The sequence below is a fragment of the Glutamicibacter arilaitensis genome (genome assembly GCF_044793945.1).
Taxonomy (GTDB): Bacteria; Actinomycetota; Actinomycetes; order Actinomycetales; family Micrococcaceae; genus Glutamicibacter; species Glutamicibacter arilaitensis_B.
This window is the reverse complement of the sequence record NZ_CP084994.1, coordinates 1,366,010-1,383,751: the sequence shown is the minus strand read 5'-3', so window position 1 is coordinate 1,383,751 and position 17,742 is coordinate 1,366,010. Positions and strand designations below refer to the sequence as shown.

Annotated in this window: 13 protein-coding genes and 1 pseudogene; 9 read left to right on the top strand and 5 right to left on the bottom strand. The window is 55.0% G+C overall.

Features of this window, described 5'->3' with window-relative positions; genetic code table 11:
• Positions 1 to 21 precede the first annotated feature (21 nt).
• Positions 22 to 1,950, top strand: coding sequence for a dihydroxy-acid dehydratase (gene ilvD, locus LG294_RS06410; RefSeq protein WP_404290608.1), 1,929 nt, complete (start codon positions 22 to 24; stop codon positions 1,948 to 1,950).
• A gap of 98 nt (positions 1,951 to 2,048) precedes the next feature.
• On the opposite strand, the gene LG294_RS06405 is transcribed toward ilvD, so the two are convergent.
• Positions 2,049 to 2,972, bottom strand: coding sequence for an alpha/beta hydrolase fold domain-containing protein (locus LG294_RS06405; RefSeq protein WP_404290606.1), 924 nt, complete (start codon positions 2,970 to 2,972; stop codon positions 2,049 to 2,051).
• Between the two features lie 337 nt (positions 2,973 to 3,309).
• Here LG294_RS06405 and LG294_RS06400 point away from each other — a divergent pair, with 337 nt between their 5' ends.
• From LG294_RS06400 to LG294_RS06385, 4 genes are all read left to right on the top strand, one after another.
• Positions 3,310 to 4,395 (top strand): efflux RND transporter periplasmic adaptor subunit, encoded by a 1,086-nt coding sequence (locus tag LG294_RS06400; RefSeq protein WP_404290604.1) that lies wholly within the window; start codon positions 3,310 to 3,312, stop codon positions 4,393 to 4,395.
• Entirely contained in the window at positions 4,395 to 5,099 is a 705-nt protein-coding gene (locus LG294_RS06395; RefSeq protein WP_404290602.1) for an ABC transporter ATP-binding protein, read from the top strand. The genes LG294_RS06400 and LG294_RS06395 overlap by 1 nt, the downstream gene beginning before the upstream one ends.
• The gene (locus LG294_RS06390) at positions 5,099 to 6,334 is read left to right on the top strand and encodes an ABC transporter permease (RefSeq protein WP_404290600.1); all 1,236 of its coding nucleotides are present in this window, start codon (positions 5,099 to 5,101) and stop codon (positions 6,332 to 6,334) included. Before LG294_RS06395 ends, LG294_RS06390 begins: the two co-directional genes overlap by 1 nt.
• A 717-nt stretch (positions 6,335 to 7,051) precedes the next feature.
• The gene (locus LG294_RS06385) at positions 7,052 to 7,861 is read left to right on the top strand and encodes a hypothetical protein (protein ID WP_404290598.1); all 810 of its coding nucleotides are present in this window, start codon (positions 7,052 to 7,054) and stop codon (positions 7,859 to 7,861) included.
• 546 nt (positions 7,862 to 8,407) lie between these two features.
• Here LG294_RS06385 and LG294_RS06380 read toward each other — a convergent pair.
• The 3 genes from LG294_RS06380 to LG294_RS06370 all read right to left on the bottom strand — a co-directional run bounded on the left by LG294_RS06380 (position 8,408) and on the right by LG294_RS06370 (position 10,977).
• The gene (locus LG294_RS06380) at positions 8,408 to 9,133 is read right to left on the bottom strand and encodes a glycosyltransferase family 2 protein (RefSeq protein ID WP_404290596.1); all 726 of its coding nucleotides are present in this window, start codon (positions 9,131 to 9,133) and stop codon (positions 8,408 to 8,410) included.
• 2 nt (positions 9,134 to 9,135) lie between these two features.
• Positions 9,136 to 9,606 carry a hypothetical protein gene (locus tag LG294_RS06375; RefSeq protein WP_404290594.1) on the bottom strand — a complete coding sequence of 157 codons (471 nt, stop codon included), beginning with the start codon at positions 9,604 to 9,606 and terminating at the stop codon, positions 9,136 to 9,138.
• A 240-nt stretch (positions 9,607 to 9,846) separates the two neighbouring features.
• Positions 9,847 to 10,977, bottom strand: a complete 1,131-nt coding sequence (locus LG294_RS06370) for a ferrochelatase (RefSeq protein ID WP_404290592.1) — start codon at positions 10,975 to 10,977, stop codon at positions 9,847 to 9,849.
• A gap of 460 nt (positions 10,978 to 11,437) precedes the next feature.
• Here LG294_RS06370 and LG294_RS06365 point away from each other — a divergent pair.
• A pseudogene (locus LG294_RS06365) lies at positions 11,438 to 11,921 on the top strand (transposase); the annotation flags it as partial.
• A gap of 214 nt (positions 11,922 to 12,135) precedes the next feature.
• Here the strand turns inward: LG294_RS06365 and LG294_RS06360 are convergent.
• Positions 12,136 to 13,431: a hypothetical protein gene (locus LG294_RS06360; RefSeq protein WP_404290590.1), complete on the bottom strand. Its 1,296-nt coding sequence runs from the start codon at positions 13,429 to 13,431 to the stop codon at positions 12,136 to 12,138.
• A gap of 564 nt (positions 13,432 to 13,995) precedes the next feature.
• Between LG294_RS06360 and LG294_RS06355 the strand changes: the two genes are divergently transcribed.
• The 3 genes from LG294_RS06355 (at position 13,996) to hpaE (ending at position 17,709) form a co-directional block, all read left to right on the top strand.
• A complete protein-coding gene (locus LG294_RS06355) occupies positions 13,996 to 15,498 on the top strand; it encodes a fumarylacetoacetate hydrolase family protein (RefSeq protein ID WP_404290588.1) in 1,503 nt (500 codons plus the stop codon).
• Complete coding sequence (locus tag LG294_RS06350) at positions 15,498 to 16,157, top strand: GntR family transcriptional regulator (RefSeq protein WP_404290586.1); 660 nt, start codon at positions 15,498 to 15,500, stop codon at positions 16,155 to 16,157. The genes LG294_RS06355 and LG294_RS06350 overlap by 1 nt, the downstream gene beginning before the upstream one ends.
• Positions 16,158 to 16,221: 64 nt before the next feature.
• Complete coding sequence (gene hpaE / locus LG294_RS06345) at positions 16,222 to 17,709, top strand: 5-carboxymethyl-2-hydroxymuconate semialdehyde dehydrogenase (RefSeq protein ID WP_404290584.1); 1,488 nt, start codon at positions 16,222 to 16,224, stop codon at positions 17,707 to 17,709.
• Positions 17,710 to 17,742 lie beyond the last annotated feature (33 nt).

Sequence of the window (17,742 nt, the reverse complement as noted above, 5' to 3'; positions counted from 1 at the left end):
AATCTATGATGAGATTTTAAAATGACCACTTATCGCTCGCACACCATCACCCACGGCCGCAACATGGCAGGCGCCCGCGCACTGCTTCGCGCGGCCGGAGTCAACGGCGCAGATCTCGGCCGCAAGCCGATCATCGCCGTGGCCAACAGCTTCACCGAATTCGTTCCCGGCCACACCCACCTGCAGCCGGTAGGCCGCATCGTCTCCGACGCCATCATCGAGGCCGGAGGCATCCCCCGCGAATTCAACACCATCGCCGTGGACGACGGTATCGCCATGGGGCACGGCGGCATGCTCTACTCACTGCCTTCGCGCGATCTGATTGCCGACTCGGTCGAGTACATGGTCAACGCGCACTGCGCGGACGCGCTGATCTGCATCTCCAACTGCGACAAGATCACCCCGGGCATGCTCATGGCAGCCCTGCGCCTGAATATCCCCACCGTGTTCGTCTCCGGCGGCCCGATGGAATCCGGACGCGCCACTCTGGTTGATGGCACCGTGCGCACATTGGATTTGGTTGACGCCATCTCGGAGGCAGTGAACGAAAACGTCTCTGATGCAGACCTGCTGCGCATCGAAGAATCGGCCTGCCCTACCTGCGGCTCCTGCTCCGGCATGTTCACCGCTAACTCAATGAACTGCCTCACCGAAGCCATGGGTCTGGCCCTGCCGGGCAACGGTTCAACCCTGGCTACTCACACCGCACGCACCGCACTGTATCAAAACGCCGGCAAGACCATCGTGGATATCGCCAACCGCTTCTACGCGGACAGCGACCAGACAGTATTGCCACGCAATATCGCCACCATCGAGGCCTTCGGCAACGCGATGACCTTGGATATCGCTATGGGCGGCTCCACCAACACGATTCTTCACCTGCTGGCCGCCGCCCACGAGGCTGGCGTCGAGTTTGGGCTGGAAGAAATCAATGAAATATCTGGCCGGGTACCATGCCTTGCCAAGGTCGCCCCGAACTCCGCCGGTGCAGGGAAGATCTACTACATGGAAGATGTCCACCGTGCCGGTGGCATCCCTGCCATCCTCGGCGAACTGCGCCGCGGAGGACTACTCGATGACACGGTGAACACCGTGCATGCCGCCACCATGGGCGAGGTGCTGGACGACTGGGATATCCGCGGCGGCAAAGCCACCGACGTGGCCCTCGAATTGTGGCACGCCGCTCCAGGTGGTGTACGTTCCTCCACCGCCGGCTCGCAGTCCGCGCGCTGGGAAGAACTGGATACCGACGCCGCCGAGGGTTGCATCCACTCGGTAGAGCACGCTTACTCCAAGGACGGCGGATTGGCTGTGCTGCGCGGCAACATTGCCGTAGATGGTGCAGTGGTCAAAACCGCAGGCGTAGACCCATCCATCTGGACCTTCTCCGGTCCGGCTGTAGTCTGCGAGTCCCAGGACGAAGCAGTAGAGAAGATCCTGAACAAGCAGGTCAAGGCCGGTGACGTAGTGGTCATCCGCTACGAAGGACCAAAGGGTGGTCCTGGCATGCAGGAAATGCTCTACCCAACCTCCTTCCTCAAAGGACGCGGCCTGGGCAAGTCCTGCGCGCTGATCACCGATGGCCGTTTCTCCGGCGGCACCTCGGGACTATCCATTGGACATGTCTCCCCCGAGGCAGCATCCGGCGGAATGATCGCCTTGGTAGAAGACGGGGATATTATCTCCATTGACATCCCAACCCGCGACCTGACGCTGAACGTCTCGGATGATGTTTTGGCCGAGCGCCGCGAACGCCTGCTGGCCACCACCGGATACCGTCCGGCCAATCGCGAACGCGTGGTCTCCCCCGCGCTTCGTGCCTATGCCGCCATGGCATTGTCCGCGGACAAGGGCGCCGTGCGCGACGTTGATCGTGTTGAGCGCGCCCTGCGCGAAGCGGATGAGCGTGCCGCGGCAGCTCTACGAACTGCCGAAACCGCCAAGGCCTAATCAGTCCCGTTTCTTAGTACGGAAAGTCGCCCGTTACCTCCCAAATATTTGGGAGATAACGGGCGTTCGCGCGTTGCGATACTAGCTTGGTCGAGGCCTTACCTCCCCGGCGCAACCGGTTGCAGACTCGCTACAATTTGTTGGGCACCAAGTTCACCGGCTTTGGTTGGCAGAAGTGCAAATACGTGCAATTGGTCTTGGGCTTCGTGCCATGTCACCGATACTCCAGCGGCTTCTGCTTTACGCCGCAGTAGATGAGCATCCGGGTTAAGCACGTCTCTGGTGCCAGCCAGTATCGTCATGGGACCAAGCCCAGAGAAGTCTCCGAACAACGGACTCACTACAGGATCCGTCAGATCATCCGCACCACGCCAGACTTCGGAAAGCACCTTGCCGCCCGGAACACCAAGCCACGGATCACTGGGTTGCACAATATCAATTCCAGGATTAGACCACGTCAGGTCCAGCGCCGGAGCGAGCAACGTGATCCCCTGCAAACGGATACCCGCATCACGCAATTTCAAAGCCACGGATAATGCAATTTGACCGCCAGCAGAATCACCGGCGATACGGACCTGTTTCGTTGATTCCACTTCCGCGCAGACCAGATTTACAGTCGTCTCGCACACTTCACGAGCGTTACCTAATGGCAGGAGAGGGTAAATCGGCACCACCACTCGCTGACCGGTGTCCCGAGCAATGCGTGCAATGATCTGCCAATGCTGACTAGCGATCTCGTTGACCCAACCGCCGCCATGAAGATATACCACTACGCCGTCCGCGGCACGGCGTGAAAAAGTCTTCTTTCCCGGATGTACGTCGTATACCGGCCACCCGGACGGATCTAATATCCGGCGTTCTACGCGCACACCTCGAAGCCTGGACGGCGGTCCAAAGGGAACGGGCCGTAGATAGCGTTTCTTGAGGTGTTTCCGAGCCCCGGCTTCGGTCACAAACGGTTTGTTGGTGCCCGTAGCTTTAAGTACCAGTGGGATCGCGGACTCAGGAACGGTGAAGCCCATAGATATCCTTTCAAACATTCGTTAGCTAGCTACCTTGACCCTACCGAACCGTTCAGATGATGCTGAGCGTCGGTGATCTATATCCAGCTGTTAGGCGAGTTCACGCCCTGACAATACATGGCTCTTCACCGGCGCTCGACTCAGGCAGAATTCAATCACCAACCTTCTGCTTCCCGCACCATAAATCGCCTGTGAGGTTTGAATCGGTCAAAGTCTCACAAGATTGACCTGTGGTATGAAAATCCATAACGATTAGGTAAAGCAGACTAATTAGCGTGTTTATACCTAGAATTTACCAAACAGTTTGGTTCGATGGGGTGGTGAAAAGAGCCGCTCCATGAGCCAACGCCGCGCATTCCGCCGCTTCGTCCTGCCCACCGCCTGGTTGCTGATCGGCGCGCTGATTGCCGTCAGCCTCGTGAAACTCGCCTTTACCGGCAGCGCCGCGGCCGAAGATGACCAGCTGTACCCGACCGGCGAGGTACCTGCCGAAACCGTCATGGTGGAAACCTCCACTATCGAGAACACTCTGAAAATTGCCGGCAGCATCAAGCTCCTAGAATCACAGTCGCTTAATGCCCCTGTAGATGGCGTGGTCAATTGGGCTTTCGTGAACCCCGGAGATCACGTGAGCAAGGGAGATCGTATCTTCCAGATGCGCATTGAAACCATGCCCGAGAACACCGAGCAAACCGATTCCGAGGTTGACCCCGATCCAGACACCGATCAGGTTTCTTCGAACCCAGCGAAGCCAGCGGTGAGCTACCGCGATATCTACGCGCCGGCCACCGGCAAGGTCACCAAGTTTGATATTGAGTTGAATGATGAAGTCACCAAGGGCGCAGACCTAGCCAATGTGCAGCCACAAAACTTCATCGCGGTGGGCACCATCAATCCGTTGGACCGCTACCGGCTCACGGATTCAACCCTGGAAGCTACGGTCACCATCGATGGTGGGCCCGAACCTTTCACCTGCAAAAACCTGCGTGTAGGTGACACTTCCGCCCCATCCTCCGATTCTTCCAAGGACCAAGATCCGGATGCCGGCATGGAGACCATGAACGGTCAGTCCCAGACAGAGACAAGCTCAGGCAGCGAAATCTCCTGCGAGGTTCCTGCGGATGTTGTCGTTTTTGACGGGCTCACCATGAACATGGACATCGAGGCCGGATCCGCCGAGAACGTGTTGACCGTACCGGTAAGCGCCGTGCGTGGACTGGTAGGTCAGGGCGCGGTCTGGCGGCTGGATGAGAATAGCAAGGAAATACGCACAGAGGTTGAGCTCGGAGTTACCGATGGGAAAATCATCGAGGTCATTTCTGGGCTGAAGGCCGAGAGCGAAGTGCTGCGCTATGTTCCAGGTTCGGATCCGGTTCCAGATCAGGAATTTGATGAGGACATGGGAATGGAGATCTACCCCTGATGAGTGCAGCTCAGCTGCTACAGCTCACAGATGTCACACGCAGCGTGCTGTTGCCCGATAATAGCCAGCTAGACATTCTCAATGGAATTAATCTGACTGTCACCGAAGGCGATCATATCGCCATTGTGGGACGCTCTGGCACAGGTAAATCTACTCTGCTCAACATCCTCGGATTATTGGACCGACCCACCTCAGGAACTGTTGCTTGGCGCGGTAAAGATGCCTCCGGCTTGAGTGCCCGGCGTGCGGCCGCCGCCCGCGGACGGGATCTGGGTTTCGTCTTCCAGCAATTCAACCTATTGCCCGGACGAACCGCCTTGGAGAACGTGATGGCACCGCTGATGTACGCCAGCGGACGCGACTTCTGGCAACGGCGCAAACTAGCCAGCGAGGCACTTGACCGCGTGGGTCTTGGCACCCGACTCGATTCAATGCCGCAAACTCTCTCGGGAGGCGAACAACAACGTGTGGCCATCGCCCGCGCATTGGTCCGCCGGCCACGCGTGGTGCTGGCCGATGAACCGACCGGTGCACTGGATGTGTCGACCGGGCGTGCGGTCATGGAATTACTGGACGCAGCCACCGTTGACTCCGGAGCCGCTTTGATCACCATTACCCATGATGCCAACGTGGCGGCGCTGGCTCGCCAACAGTTCCGGCTGGAATCCGGGCTGCTCCATCCGCTAAGTCTGGAGGTTGCCTAATGCGTAACCTTGCACGCATGGCTACCGGATTTATTGCTGCACTGCTCGAAGCTTGGCAAGAGCTGCGCATTCACAAGCTCCGGGTACTGCTCTCACTCATCGGGGTCACCATCGCGGTGGCCTCGCTGACCACCGCGGTAGCCGGGGCTTCGATGGCAAAGCAAATGATGACCGAACAGCTTGAACGCCAAGGACGTCCGGCACTGATCTCAACCTTTGCCGCGGATTCTTCCGGCCTAGGAATCCCTAGCAGTTCGGCGGAAGTGTCGCAGGCTTTCGAGAAGACCAGCGAACGCTTCAACATTGAATACACCTCAATGATTGGGCGAACCTATGGTCCGCAAGCCTCCTATCAGGGTCTGAACGCGGAGGCCATAGTCCAGGTAGTTGACCCGAGTTACGGACCAATGCACCGGATCTTCGCCCAGCACGGGCGCTGGCTGGAATCCGAAGACGCCAATAATCTTTCTCCGGCGGTAGTAGTAGACAAGGCGCTGTTCACTCAGTTGGGACTGGACAAGGGTTCTTTGCCGGCGACCATCGATTTAACGAGCGGCGGCGATACCGTCTCGGTGACGGTAATCGGGGCAACCTCCACCAGAGATATGGGCATGGGCGGGCAACTATGGATGTTGCCACAAACCTATGAGCATTGGTTTGCATCTAGCACCCCTCTGGATGACGTCAGTTATGTCATGTGGGTTCCCATCGAGGGATCCGAGGAACTAGCCTTCGAATTTGCGCGACAGATGCGAGCGGAGCTACCTGGCTACATGGTGGATTCAAATCGCCAGGATTACTTGGCGTGGGGTGCCGATGATACTCTGTCGCAGCTGAGCCTCGTGGTCGGCGGGATCTCGGGCATCATCTTGCTGCTAGGATCGCTGAGCCTGCTCAACGTAGCCATGGTGACTATGAAGCAGCGAATCCGCGAGGTCGGCATTCGTCGAAGCTTTGGCGCCACCACCGGACGCATCTTCTTCTCGGTGATGATGGAAAGTGTCGTGGCTACCGCCGTGGCCGGCGGGCTCGGCGTGATGATCTCGGTGGCGCTGGTGACAAATCCGAAGCTGATCAACTCCGTACTGGCCATGGGGATAGATGACATGCCTGGCTTCCCGGTGGATGCAGCCCTCTTAGGCATGGGAGTTTCCATCGCTGTCGGTGCGCTTACCGGTGTACTGCCCGCGCTCGTTGCCGCCCGTGTGCGTATTGTGGACGCGATCCGCGTTTGATTCGTGCAGTTCCTAATTCAATTCGGGAACCGCACACATAAAAAGGAAGGCACCGGCCGGGAGATATCCCATCCGGTGCCTTCAGTTTTCCCATCAAACGTCGCCAACACTATGCCAAGGTACTCCCAATGCACCCAATGCAAACAACTTACCGAGTCGCATGTTCCTGAATCTAATGATGTAGTTCCGCTGGCTCAGCTGTGACAGGAGTGTAAAAACATTCTTTCCACAGTGGTATTTAAGTTCGATCAACTACCCGCATTTCACGGAATTCGACTCCTTATAGATCGAATAAACGGCCAGAACCCCCGAATTTATCGCACCAATCTTTAAAACGGATTCCCAAGAATCGACCCTACTGTCTATTCATTTAAATATTATAAGTGCATAATGTCACATACAAGGAAAATCCGTAGTTAAGAAACCATTCCCCGGGGAGGAAAATTGCTCAAAGTTGGTTTCGTTCGAATGTTCTTATTCCTAACGATTCTCGGTATTGCATCTACGGTTTTCTTCTCCTTGAAATTTGTAGAAGCGGACCCTACCCCTAGCCTTCGTTCGCGTGGGCTCATTATAATTGAAACAGGAGAAAGGCCTAGGCCCTGGACTGCTCGGGCTGTCATAACAGCTTCCGAAACTTCTGAGATAACTTTCGTCATTTCTGGTTACGCCCCGGATACTGGGAAGGACGATACTGCAGCATGGTCTCCAGTCTCGATGCCGGCAACTCTCTCCTTCGTGGGGTTTGGGGAAGACAAGGTAGTTTGCGAAGGACTCGATCTGCAAACAGTGAAATATGGAGACTTAAATGAATCACTTAAGCAATTAATTAGGACAGATATAAATGCTGACGGGCCTTCCTCCGCATTATCCCAATCCGAAGATTTTATCGATCGGTTAACTGAAACACAAGGGGATGCTACGAAAGACGGCGAAGACGAAAGTGAAGAAATCTTCACTTCCGTGGCTGATGAGGAAATACAAGTACTTCAGTCGCGGATTGGCCTTTGGGCGGACGAACGAAATGCATGGGACCGACAGCATCGAATAATTACTTCTGGCGAACCTGTCAATGAGTTTCTTTTTGCTCAGGAATGCACGTTGCCTTCATCCAACGTGTGGGAAACACGTGGAGAGAAAAGCTGGCCAGAATCTACTTACTCATCATTTTTACCTCCACAAATCAATCTATTAAGTTTTACTTCGGATGAGAATACCGATGAGGACGGGAATTATCTCGACAAGTTGGCAAGTTATTACGAAGTTAACCGGGTCGAACAACAACGTTTAACAGAATCATATCCTTCGGTCGTCCCAAGCTTATACGGATGGGGTGCGCTGGCGGAAAGCAACAACTTCAGCTTGGGCGAGTCATACGTAGATTATTCAGTTCCGCCTTCATACCTCTTTGAAAAGCGCAACGCTCCACTTGAACACGACATGGCAGGCATTGGTCTTGGTGCGTCGATTGGAATCACGATCAGTTGCCTGATTGCATTCATAACAGGAATGTCCAGAGCCCGCTAACCAATTACCACCACTTCGACTCAATCGATGACTTTTTGAACGACAGACGCCCAGATACTTTTCATTGAGTGGCTCTTCGATTTTTAGCGTGGCCCCGAAACAAAATAAGTGAGGCTCGCAGTCATTTCTGCGAAAATGGATGTCGACTGAAACAATTTGTGAATATTGAAGTAGCTGGTCTGGGACTAGCTGACAGGATGAGAACGAGCCGCTCCATCCCCGGATATGACTCATAAAGTAATTGACCCGCAAGGTGTCATTGAATGGACTTGTCCAACCGCACGGAGTGGATCGATCGTGACCAATCCGGCCCACCGCGGTAGGTTGATCAGAAGAATGTCCACCCCGCTGGGGCGTGACCCATCACAGATTATTGCTGTATACGGCGGGCCTACGTCCGTACTGAGGACTCTGCACCACAGTTAAATTCTAAGAGCCGATAATCGTTAGTGAAGTCCCATGCTAATGATAATTCCTCGTCCATAAATTTCGTGATAATTACCGGATCCGAATCAGATTTGTAACCTTCAGTATGATATTTCAAGCCTATTTCAACCGTAAAGCAGACTGCCAGCGCTTGAATATCTCTTTGATACCTCCATGCCTCGCCAATGTGTTCAAGGCATGGAGACTGGAATCTCGAAAGCCCCGAGGCCGGTGGAAAACGCGTCCGGCTGCGCCCGCCCGAAGTGTTGGCCCGAACTTCAAGACAAAGCTCTGCTGCGCGGTGCACGTCAGATCCAGATCATCATGAATCTTGGTCCCGGTTCGGCTTACCCGTTCTCGTACTCCATTCCAGAGAGCTCTTCGAAACGCCATATTGAATCCCCAAAGTGGAATAGTGGCCAGAGCAGAACCTAGCATGAAGAAATATCCCACGGCGTAAAGAGCTGAACCTATCCAGCGAGTTCCCAAGGGCAAGTCATAAAAGAAACCGGGACCCGTCAGCGCCCCAGTAGCCGGATATTCCCTGAATTTCTTTTCGATTTTCTCGAGCCAATCCGCCGGTGGCCGAGAATCAGCATCGCAGCGCACAATGATCTCGCCCGTTGCACGGTCATATCCTGTGGCTGCGGCTGCCGGAATACCGATATTTTTCTCGGCGATGACTATAGCGCCGGCAGATCTCGCGACATCGGCGCTAGCATCTGTGCACCCATTGTCCACCACGATAATCTCGTCTGCCGGTAAGGTCTGATGCGCGAGATCAGCCATAAGAACTTTCAAATAGTCCTCATCGTTCAACACAGGGATCACAATACTGATGCGCATAATTACTGAGACTTTCTGTTCAAACTGATCCAAAACACGGTGCCAAGGATGCCTAGAACACCGGCGACAAAATCAGTGGCGCTGTCTAGAATCCCCACCCCAATCTCGGGCGAAACGAAGAAATAACCGCCCCATTCACCAAACTCCCAGAGTGCCGCGGCTAAAGACCCATAAGTGAAAAGCGCTAGTGCTACGTGTCGCTGTTGGACTCGGATAGCCACCTGGGCGAGGTCTTTTCGCCTGATGAGGATGTCATAGATCAAGGCGGTAACCACTGTCATGACGGTTAGGTGCACCGTCAGATCCAACCACCAGATAGCTTGGTAGAGTCCAATCGAGCTAAATATCCCCGCGGAGATGAAGACTAGCTGGCCGGTCACATCTTGCGCACGAGATCCTGCATAGTATCGAAGCAACCATGTGCCACCGGAAACCAGAACCATCGCGGCAGCGGCAGCAGGGCCTGCCTTCATCCATGCCAGGGGCACCAAAAATAGCGCGGCAATTCTCAAAAGATCGCTCGCATGAAATCTAAAAGTAGCTTCGTAAGCAGAAACGGCCACGTTTGGTGCACCGCCCCTTCCCTGCTGTTGCACGGTAGAAAATTGCTGTGGTCCTCCGGTATAGGGATCACTTGCTATCTGCGCTTTATTGCTTATCTCAGAGCACCTTCCATGGGAGTGCCCACATGAGCAATCAACCAAGCTGATTTCTCACCCTTGAGGTACAGACCGGCTCCAATTTGGAACCGTATTTTTCCACTTTGCACCTTCACAGCACGTCAATGAACATGCTCCGCTACCTGGCCTCAGCGCCGTCCCACCGTTGATCACTGCGGGATTAACCTGTTCTCCTCTGACCTGCGCTACTCGTTCAATCACCAAGTCAACTAGCCCGCTGACAAATGGTGAAGAGGTCCCCACGCTGTCTGCGCGAAGAAAGGACATTCCCAGCTCTTGGGCTGTTTGTGCAGCCTCCGTGTCCAAATCGAATTTGACCTCCATATGATCAGAGACAAACCCGATAGGTACTACGAGTACACCATCTATACCTTCGTCGGAAAGCTCACGCATACGATCGTTGATGTCTGGCTCCAACCAAGGAGTATGCGGAGAGCCCGAACGGGAACAGAAGACCAGTTCGGCATCAAGCTTTTCGCCACCGTCGAGTTCTTGTCCGATCCACTTGATCAGTTCCTCATGCTGTGCTTGGTAACCCGGGGTAAAACGTTCTGAGGTAGCTTGCATCGCGGAAGGGATCGAGTGGGTAACGAACAGGATCTTATGGCGTGCAGGATCTAGTTCCCCGACTACTTCCTTAAAACCCGCCAGCCCATCCCGCACGCATTTCAGCTCTGCTTCTGCGAATCCGGGGTGGTTGTAGTATTGCCGAATCTTTTCGAAAGTGATCTTCAGCCCCTCGGTATCCAGTGTGTCCACCGTTTCAGCAAAGTCTTCACGATATTGCCGGCATGACGAGTAGGAGGAGTATGCCGAGGTATCAATGGCTAAGAAATTCCTCGCACCAGTGTTAGAAGCGTGCTCCCGAATAACGTCGGTAAGGTAGGGGTTCCAATTTCGATTTCCCCATAATAGCGGCGTGAGAATGCCGCGGGAGCTGAATTCGCTCTTCATAGCCTGCAGCAATGCTTGATTCTGTTCGTTAATGGGAGACTTCCCGCCGAAAAGATAATAATGCTCCCCGACTTCTTCCAGACGCTCATCAGGGATTCCGCGTCCCCGAGTCACGTTCTGTAAGAACGGTAGAACGTCCTCGGGTTTTTCAGGACCTCCAAACGACATCAACACTACGGCGTCAAAGGGCTGCAGATCAATATTTTCCATCGGTTTCACTCACTGATTCATCGTCTGATTTTGGTATTACCTGCATAAATCTCGCCGTCCGGTTGCAGAAAGCAATCGCTGTTGGCAGACACAGCGAATGCATGAAACCTCCGTGCCCACCCGGGTTCTCGCCGAAATTTATCAATCCCACAAAAGTATCTTACCTAGCTAACAATACGCTAAGTGAACAAAACTTTTGACGGCTGTCAATTCACAGGAAATTTCAACGGGCGCTAAGAGGGTTTCTTACCCACTCGCATCGCTTCAGATAATATATTTCCCTGAGTTCGGCCGCTCATCGGAACCACTGGAAGCGTAGAACCAAAGACGCGGGGCGCAACGCATGAGCAATGCCCCTATCGGATTAACAGGGAATTTTGACGAGACGAATCGGTTTGAGAATGCGCATTGAGATAGCGCCGTCAGTTAGGTTTGGCCTAGATCAGGCTTGCCGGCCCGTTTTCATGTCACTCAACGGACGAATCTCGTGATTTCTCAGGTACGTCGGCGTCGCTCGCACGAGTATTCAAGCGCCGACGAAGAGCCCCATTGATCCAGCCTACAAGTATTGGAAATTGTTGACCTGCAATTTGGTAACTTGTCGATCAAGCAAGTTGAGCCACTGAAGTTGATCCTTGAATCAGATCCCGAACTTGACCCGATTTATCGGATGAATGAACACCTGCGAGAGCTGCTGAAAACACGGGATACCCAGATATCCAAGCGAGGTGGGCGTTACTGGAAAAGTCAGTGAGAGAAAGGAGACACTCGAAGCGAAAGCTTTATTCCGTACGCTCACTAGATGGCGCACGGAGTTGCTGGCGTTCGTTCATACGAGGTTGAGGAATGCTCGTAGTGAAGCGGCGAATTTGTCCGTATAAACCTTGAAACGGATAGGTCAAGGTTCCCGGAAGCATGATCATTGCCCTCTTCAGATATTGTAATATGCGTCTGATTTAAGTCCGGGCTGAACATCCTGCACCACGCTCAACTTCTAAAAGTCCTAAAACCATACGCAACAAACACTGCCTCACCGACGGTGCGAGCAAGAGCACTTCTAGCCCTGAACACTCATGCCTTGAAGTCACTTCACTTATTTCGGATTCCAATAAAGAGAAGATCAATATCCACCCCATCATGCTCGCTATCTCCGATTCGTCAGAGGTCGCTAAGCGTCCAACCAGAGTCTACTTCGAGACGAACTGTATTATCGTGCGATTCTGAATGTGCCTCGATCACGATGGGCTCTGTAATCGGGTACATTAAGTTGAATGTGAAGACTCTTCTGTTCAGCCACTGATGCCCTTCCTGAACAAGCAGAATCTCGTTAGGCCCTGAATTAACCTGAACGCTACTAACATCAGCTGAAACTGAAATCTTGACTTTCAATCCCTGCTTGGTTAGTTCACTTCCGGATAGCTTTACTACTGGCAAGTCGTTCTCGTAGTCTACGTCTCGTGATCCATAAAAATCCCCCTGGCCAAAAGAGTCGTAAATGCTCAGCGCGAGATTGACAAATTTAGAACCAACGTTATGCTCAGCAAACTTCATCCTCAAATTGATATCCTTAAAATCATCTCCTAATTGAGACGGAAAAAATTCAGAATACTGTTTGCAAAGAAGTCGTATCGATTCGCTGTCGGATACTGGGCGCTTAGACTGCATCTGGGCAATCCCATATGAACCGGATCTAAATACAATTCCAACCAGTCTCTCCAACATGCGGAGAATTCTGGGTCGATTAATGCTTTCGGCGGCGACTACCGACATAACGAATCGTGGCGACGTAGAGTATCGATGCGACCAGAACATAACTTCTTTTTCATTCGCAGCGTTAATCCTTTTGAGGTTTCCACTGACATCAGCTGTCGATTCATCTTTGGAAAACTCAGTTAGGCGTCGATAAACAAGAAAAACTAATCCGATAATTAGTGAAGCCCAAAAAGCTTCTTTGAGCTGCTCCACACTCGGAACCCAAATTTCTCGGTATTTCCGAAGCCACAGCGGAATAAAAGCTGCTAGTGCAATCAACATAGCCGACATTATGTGAATCAACGAACGCCGTAATCTTATTCCAGCAGTTTGCCGTACAACGTCGCGCCAGATTCCAGGCGACAAGCTTGTCAAGACAAGATGCACTCCTATTAATGCGAGGACTGCCCACGATGTGTTCAGGTCGAATGCCTCAGCAATCCCAACTACGAGCGCAGAGGTCAGAAGTACTGGAACGAATCTGAACGCCAGATACACTCGATAGTTCCGACTACTGGCCGAATCCACCACGCTAGAAACATCGGAGTATTGCGCGGGCCACTCGACAGCATACGCCCGGAAAACAGGCTTCAGAAGAACGCCCGCAATCACACCGAGCAATACGGCATCAATAGTCGGCCAATCTATATGTAGTGATTCAAGATTCAACATTAAATGCATCCCGTCGTCAATTTTCTGCATGAGCCCCACATCGGAAATTGAGGAACAAGAACAGACTAAGGTCCCTGCAATATTCGCAAACTACTCCACGCGCCAGTTTATAAAATTTTCGGTTCTCATAATAAGTCACTTGCGTAGGTCAGATTTTTGTAACAGCCAGCATATCGGAACCTATCTAACCTATTACTTTTTCTGATAGGACGTCGGTTATACGGAAAATGGAAAACGGGACTTCCTCAGAAAGCAAAGCTGCTCAAATCAACTACCACGCGTGGTCCATGCGCGAATAAGACCCTTAGCACTGCTCACCAAAACTGACGGATCGTATATACAATCTCGCTCACTCGACATCCGACAGGGGGTTATTTCTCCCACCGATTCGGATTCAGAATAATGGTTGTTTATCTTCTTCGGCAGGTGAAGAATCGGGAGTAACTTCCCCGGAATGGCGGGACATTTTCGATTACCGAAGGTCTCAATCTGAATTCGACGAAGCAATCCACTTCAATGACTTGACACCGATTGAGATTAGGAGCACACTGATCGTATACGATTTGATGTACGACGAAAGTGGGAAAATCAAAGATGAGTAATCCGATTCCGGTGAGCGAAGAAACTTTCGCCCAGGTTGGCAAGGTTCTTGCAGTGCACCTGAGCTACTCCTCGCGTGCAGCCCAGCGTGGACGCACCCCGAAGTTCCCGAGCTACTTCATGAAGGCCACCAGCTCGCTGGCAACTACCGGTTCCACCGTTGAACGTCCAGCCGGCACCGAATTGCTCGCCTTTGAAGGCGAAATCGCATTGATCATCGGCAAGGCCGCCCGCCGCGTCTCGGTTGAGGAAGCCTGGAGCTACGTCGGCTCGGTTACCGCCTCGAACGACCTCGGCGTCCATGACATCAAATACGCTGACAAGGGCTCGAACATCCGCTCGAAGTCCGGCGACGGCTACACCCCGATGGGCCCAACCGCCCTCGCGGCAGCCGAGCTGGATCCAGCCAAGCTGCGCGTGCAGACCTGGGTCAACGGCCAGATCGCCCAGGATGCCGACACCTCGGAGCTGCTCTTCTCCTTCGCGCAAATCGTCGCAGATCTTTCCCAGCAGATGACCCTGCAGCCAGGGGATGTCATCCTCACCGGCACCCCGGCCGGCTCCACCGTCTTCTTCCCAGGCGACGTCGTCGAGGTTGAGGTCACCGACCTGCTCTCCGGCGCCACCACCGGCCGCCTGAAGACCACCGCGGTGGAAGGCACCACCGCCTTCGCTGCCTTCGGCAACCAGCCAAAGGTCACCGACAAGGACAAGGAAGACGCCTACGGCGACCGCGAAACCGCTGGCATGCCAACGGTTGTCACCGGCAAGTCGGTGCTCACCGACAAGGTCCGCGAGCAGCTCGCCGCCGTTGCCACCGCCACCTTGTCAGCCACCTTGCGCAAGCGCGGGCTTAACAATGTGAACATCGAAGTACCGGGCGCCACCAAGGGCATGAAGCGCGTTATCGGCACCGCCCGCACCCTGCGCTACATCCCGAACCGCGAGGACCTGTTCAAGGCCTACGGCGCGGGCTACAACATGCAGAAGCAGTCAATTGACTCCCTGGGCGACGGAGAAATCCTGGTCATGGAAGCCCGCGGGGAAACCGGCTCGGCCACCCTGGGCGATATCCTCGCCCTGCGCAGCCAGCAGCTGGGCGCCGCGGCGATCATCTCAGATGGCGGTGTGCGCGACCTGGATGCGGTCTCCAACCTGGAGATCCCGGTCTTCTACAACGGAGCGCACCCGGCGGTCCTGGGACGCAAACACGTGGCTTGGGACAAGGACCTGACCGTTGCCTGCGGCGGCGTCTCGGTCCAGCCCGGAGATGTCATCGTGGCGGACTCGGATGGCATCGTGGTGATCCCGCCAGCCCTTGTCGAAGAGGTCGCTGCCGAAGCCATGGTCACCGAATCCAATGACGAGTTCATCTTCGCCATGGTCCAGCGCGGCCACGGCATCGAGGGTCTATTCCCTATGAACGCCGAATGGAAGAGCAAGTACAACGCTTGGAAGGGCGCTGGATCCCCGGATCTGGCCAGCTGGGAACTCTAATGAGCAATTCCAAGTCCGAGGTCGCCTACGCGCTGGTCTCCGAACGGATCGTCAACGGGGCCTACTCCCCGGGCTACAGACTAGTTCTGGGAACCATCGCCGAAGAACTGGGCTGCTCGGTGGTCCCGGTTCGCGAGGCCATCCGGCGCTTGGAAGCCGAAGGGCTGGTGCACTTCACCCGCAATGTGGGTGCGACCGTCGCTCAGGTCGATTCAACCCTGTACCTGCACACCATGCAGACCCTCGCGGTTATCGAACCGGCGGCCACCGCGCTTGCGGCCTCCGCCATGGACGAGGCTTGGCTGGCCAAGGCGCAGAAATTGAACGATGCGATGCGCCAGTGCTTGGAGGACTTTGACCCGGTGGCCTTCACCGAGTTGAACAACGAGTTCCACCAGCAGCTCTACAGCCAGTGCCCCAACCCGCACATCTTGGATCTGGTCCAGCGCGGATGGCGCCGGCTCGCAGCAATGCGAGCCAGCTCCTTCACCCACATCCCGCACCGTGCCAGGCAGTCGGTGGAAGAGCACCAGCACCTGCTGGAACTCATCGCCGCCCACGCCTCCCCCCGAGAAATCGAAGAGGCAGCACGCACCCACCGCACCAACACGCTCAATGCCTACCTGGCCCAGGCCAATATGGCACCCAGCGCCATCTAGACCCCGCAAATTTTCATCATTTCAAGACTTTCATTGCTGAAAGCCACGCGAAAGGAAAACATCCATGAGCAACGTTCCGGAGAATCTCCCAACCCACCTGCAGCACTACATCGACGGCAAGTTCGTCGACTCCATCGGCGGGGCAACCTTCGATGTGCAGGAACCGGTCAACAACGAAAACTACGCCACCGTAGCTTCGGCTCAGCCCGAAGACGTGGACCTGGCAGTAGCCGCCGCCAACAAGGCCTTCAAGGAAGGCCCATGGTCCAAGATGCTGCCGCGCGAGCGTTCCCGCGTGCTGCACAAGATCGCCGACATCGTTGAATCCCGCGACGAAGAGCTGGCATTGCTCGAGTCCTGGGACTCCGGCCTGCCAATCACCCAGGCCAAGGGCCAGGCACGCCGCGCAGCGGAGAACTTCCGCTTCTTCGCCGACTTGATCGTTGCCCAGGTGGATAACACCTTCCGCGTTCCAGGCCGCCAGATGAACTACGTGAACCGCAAGCCAATTGGCACCGCCGCACTGATCACCCCATGGAACGTTCCGTTCATGCAGGAGTCCTGGAAGCTGGCTCCGGCCATCGCTACCGGCAACTCGGTAGTGCTCAAGCCTGCCAGCTACACCCCGCTCTCGGCAGTGCTGTGGCCAGAGATCTTCCGTGAAGCAGGCCTGCCAGAGGGCGTCTTCAACTTGATCTTCGGTTCCGGCGGCGTGGCCGGCGACTACCTGGTCAAGCACCCGGACGTGCCACTGGTCTCCTTCACCGGCGACAGCTCCACCGGCGCCACCATCTCCACCGCGGCGGCCCCGCAGTTCAAGGGCCTGTCCCTGGAACTGGGCGGCAAGTCCCCAGCCATCGTCTTCGCCGACGCAGACCTTGACGCGGCGCTGGATGCCACCGTCTTCGGTGTGTTCTCGCTGAACGGCGAGCGTTGCACCGCCGGATCCCGCGTGCTGGTCCAGCGCGAAATCTACGATGATTTTGTTGCCAAGTTCGCAGAACGCGCCAAGAACATCCGCGTGGGTCTGCCCAGCGATCCAAAGACCGAGGTCGGCTCGCTGGTTCACCCGAACCACTTCGACAAGGTCATGAGCTACATCGAAATCGGCAAGAAGGAAGGCCGTCTGCTTGCAGGTGGCGGACGCGCCGAAGGCTTCGAGACGGGCAACTACGTTGCTCCGACCGTCTTCGCCGATGTTGCTCCGGAGGCACAGATCTTCCAGGATGAAATCTTCGGCCCAGTCGTAGCGATCACCCCGTTCGACACCGACGAAGAAGCGCTGGAGTTGGCCAACAACACCAAGTACGGCCTGGCCGCTTACGTGTGGACCACCAACTTGAAGCGTGCGCACAACTTCGCGCACGACATCGATTCGGGCATGGTCTGGCTGAACTCGAACAACGTCCGCGACCTGCGCACCCCATTCGGTGGCGTGAAGGCTTCGGGTCTGGGCCGCGAGGGAGGCTACCGCTCGGTGGACTTCTACACCACCCAGCAGTCGATTCAGATCACCCTGAACGAATCCCACTCCCCTAAGTTCGGCGTCTAACCCACCTTCTCGCTTTTGCAAAGGAGCAAACTT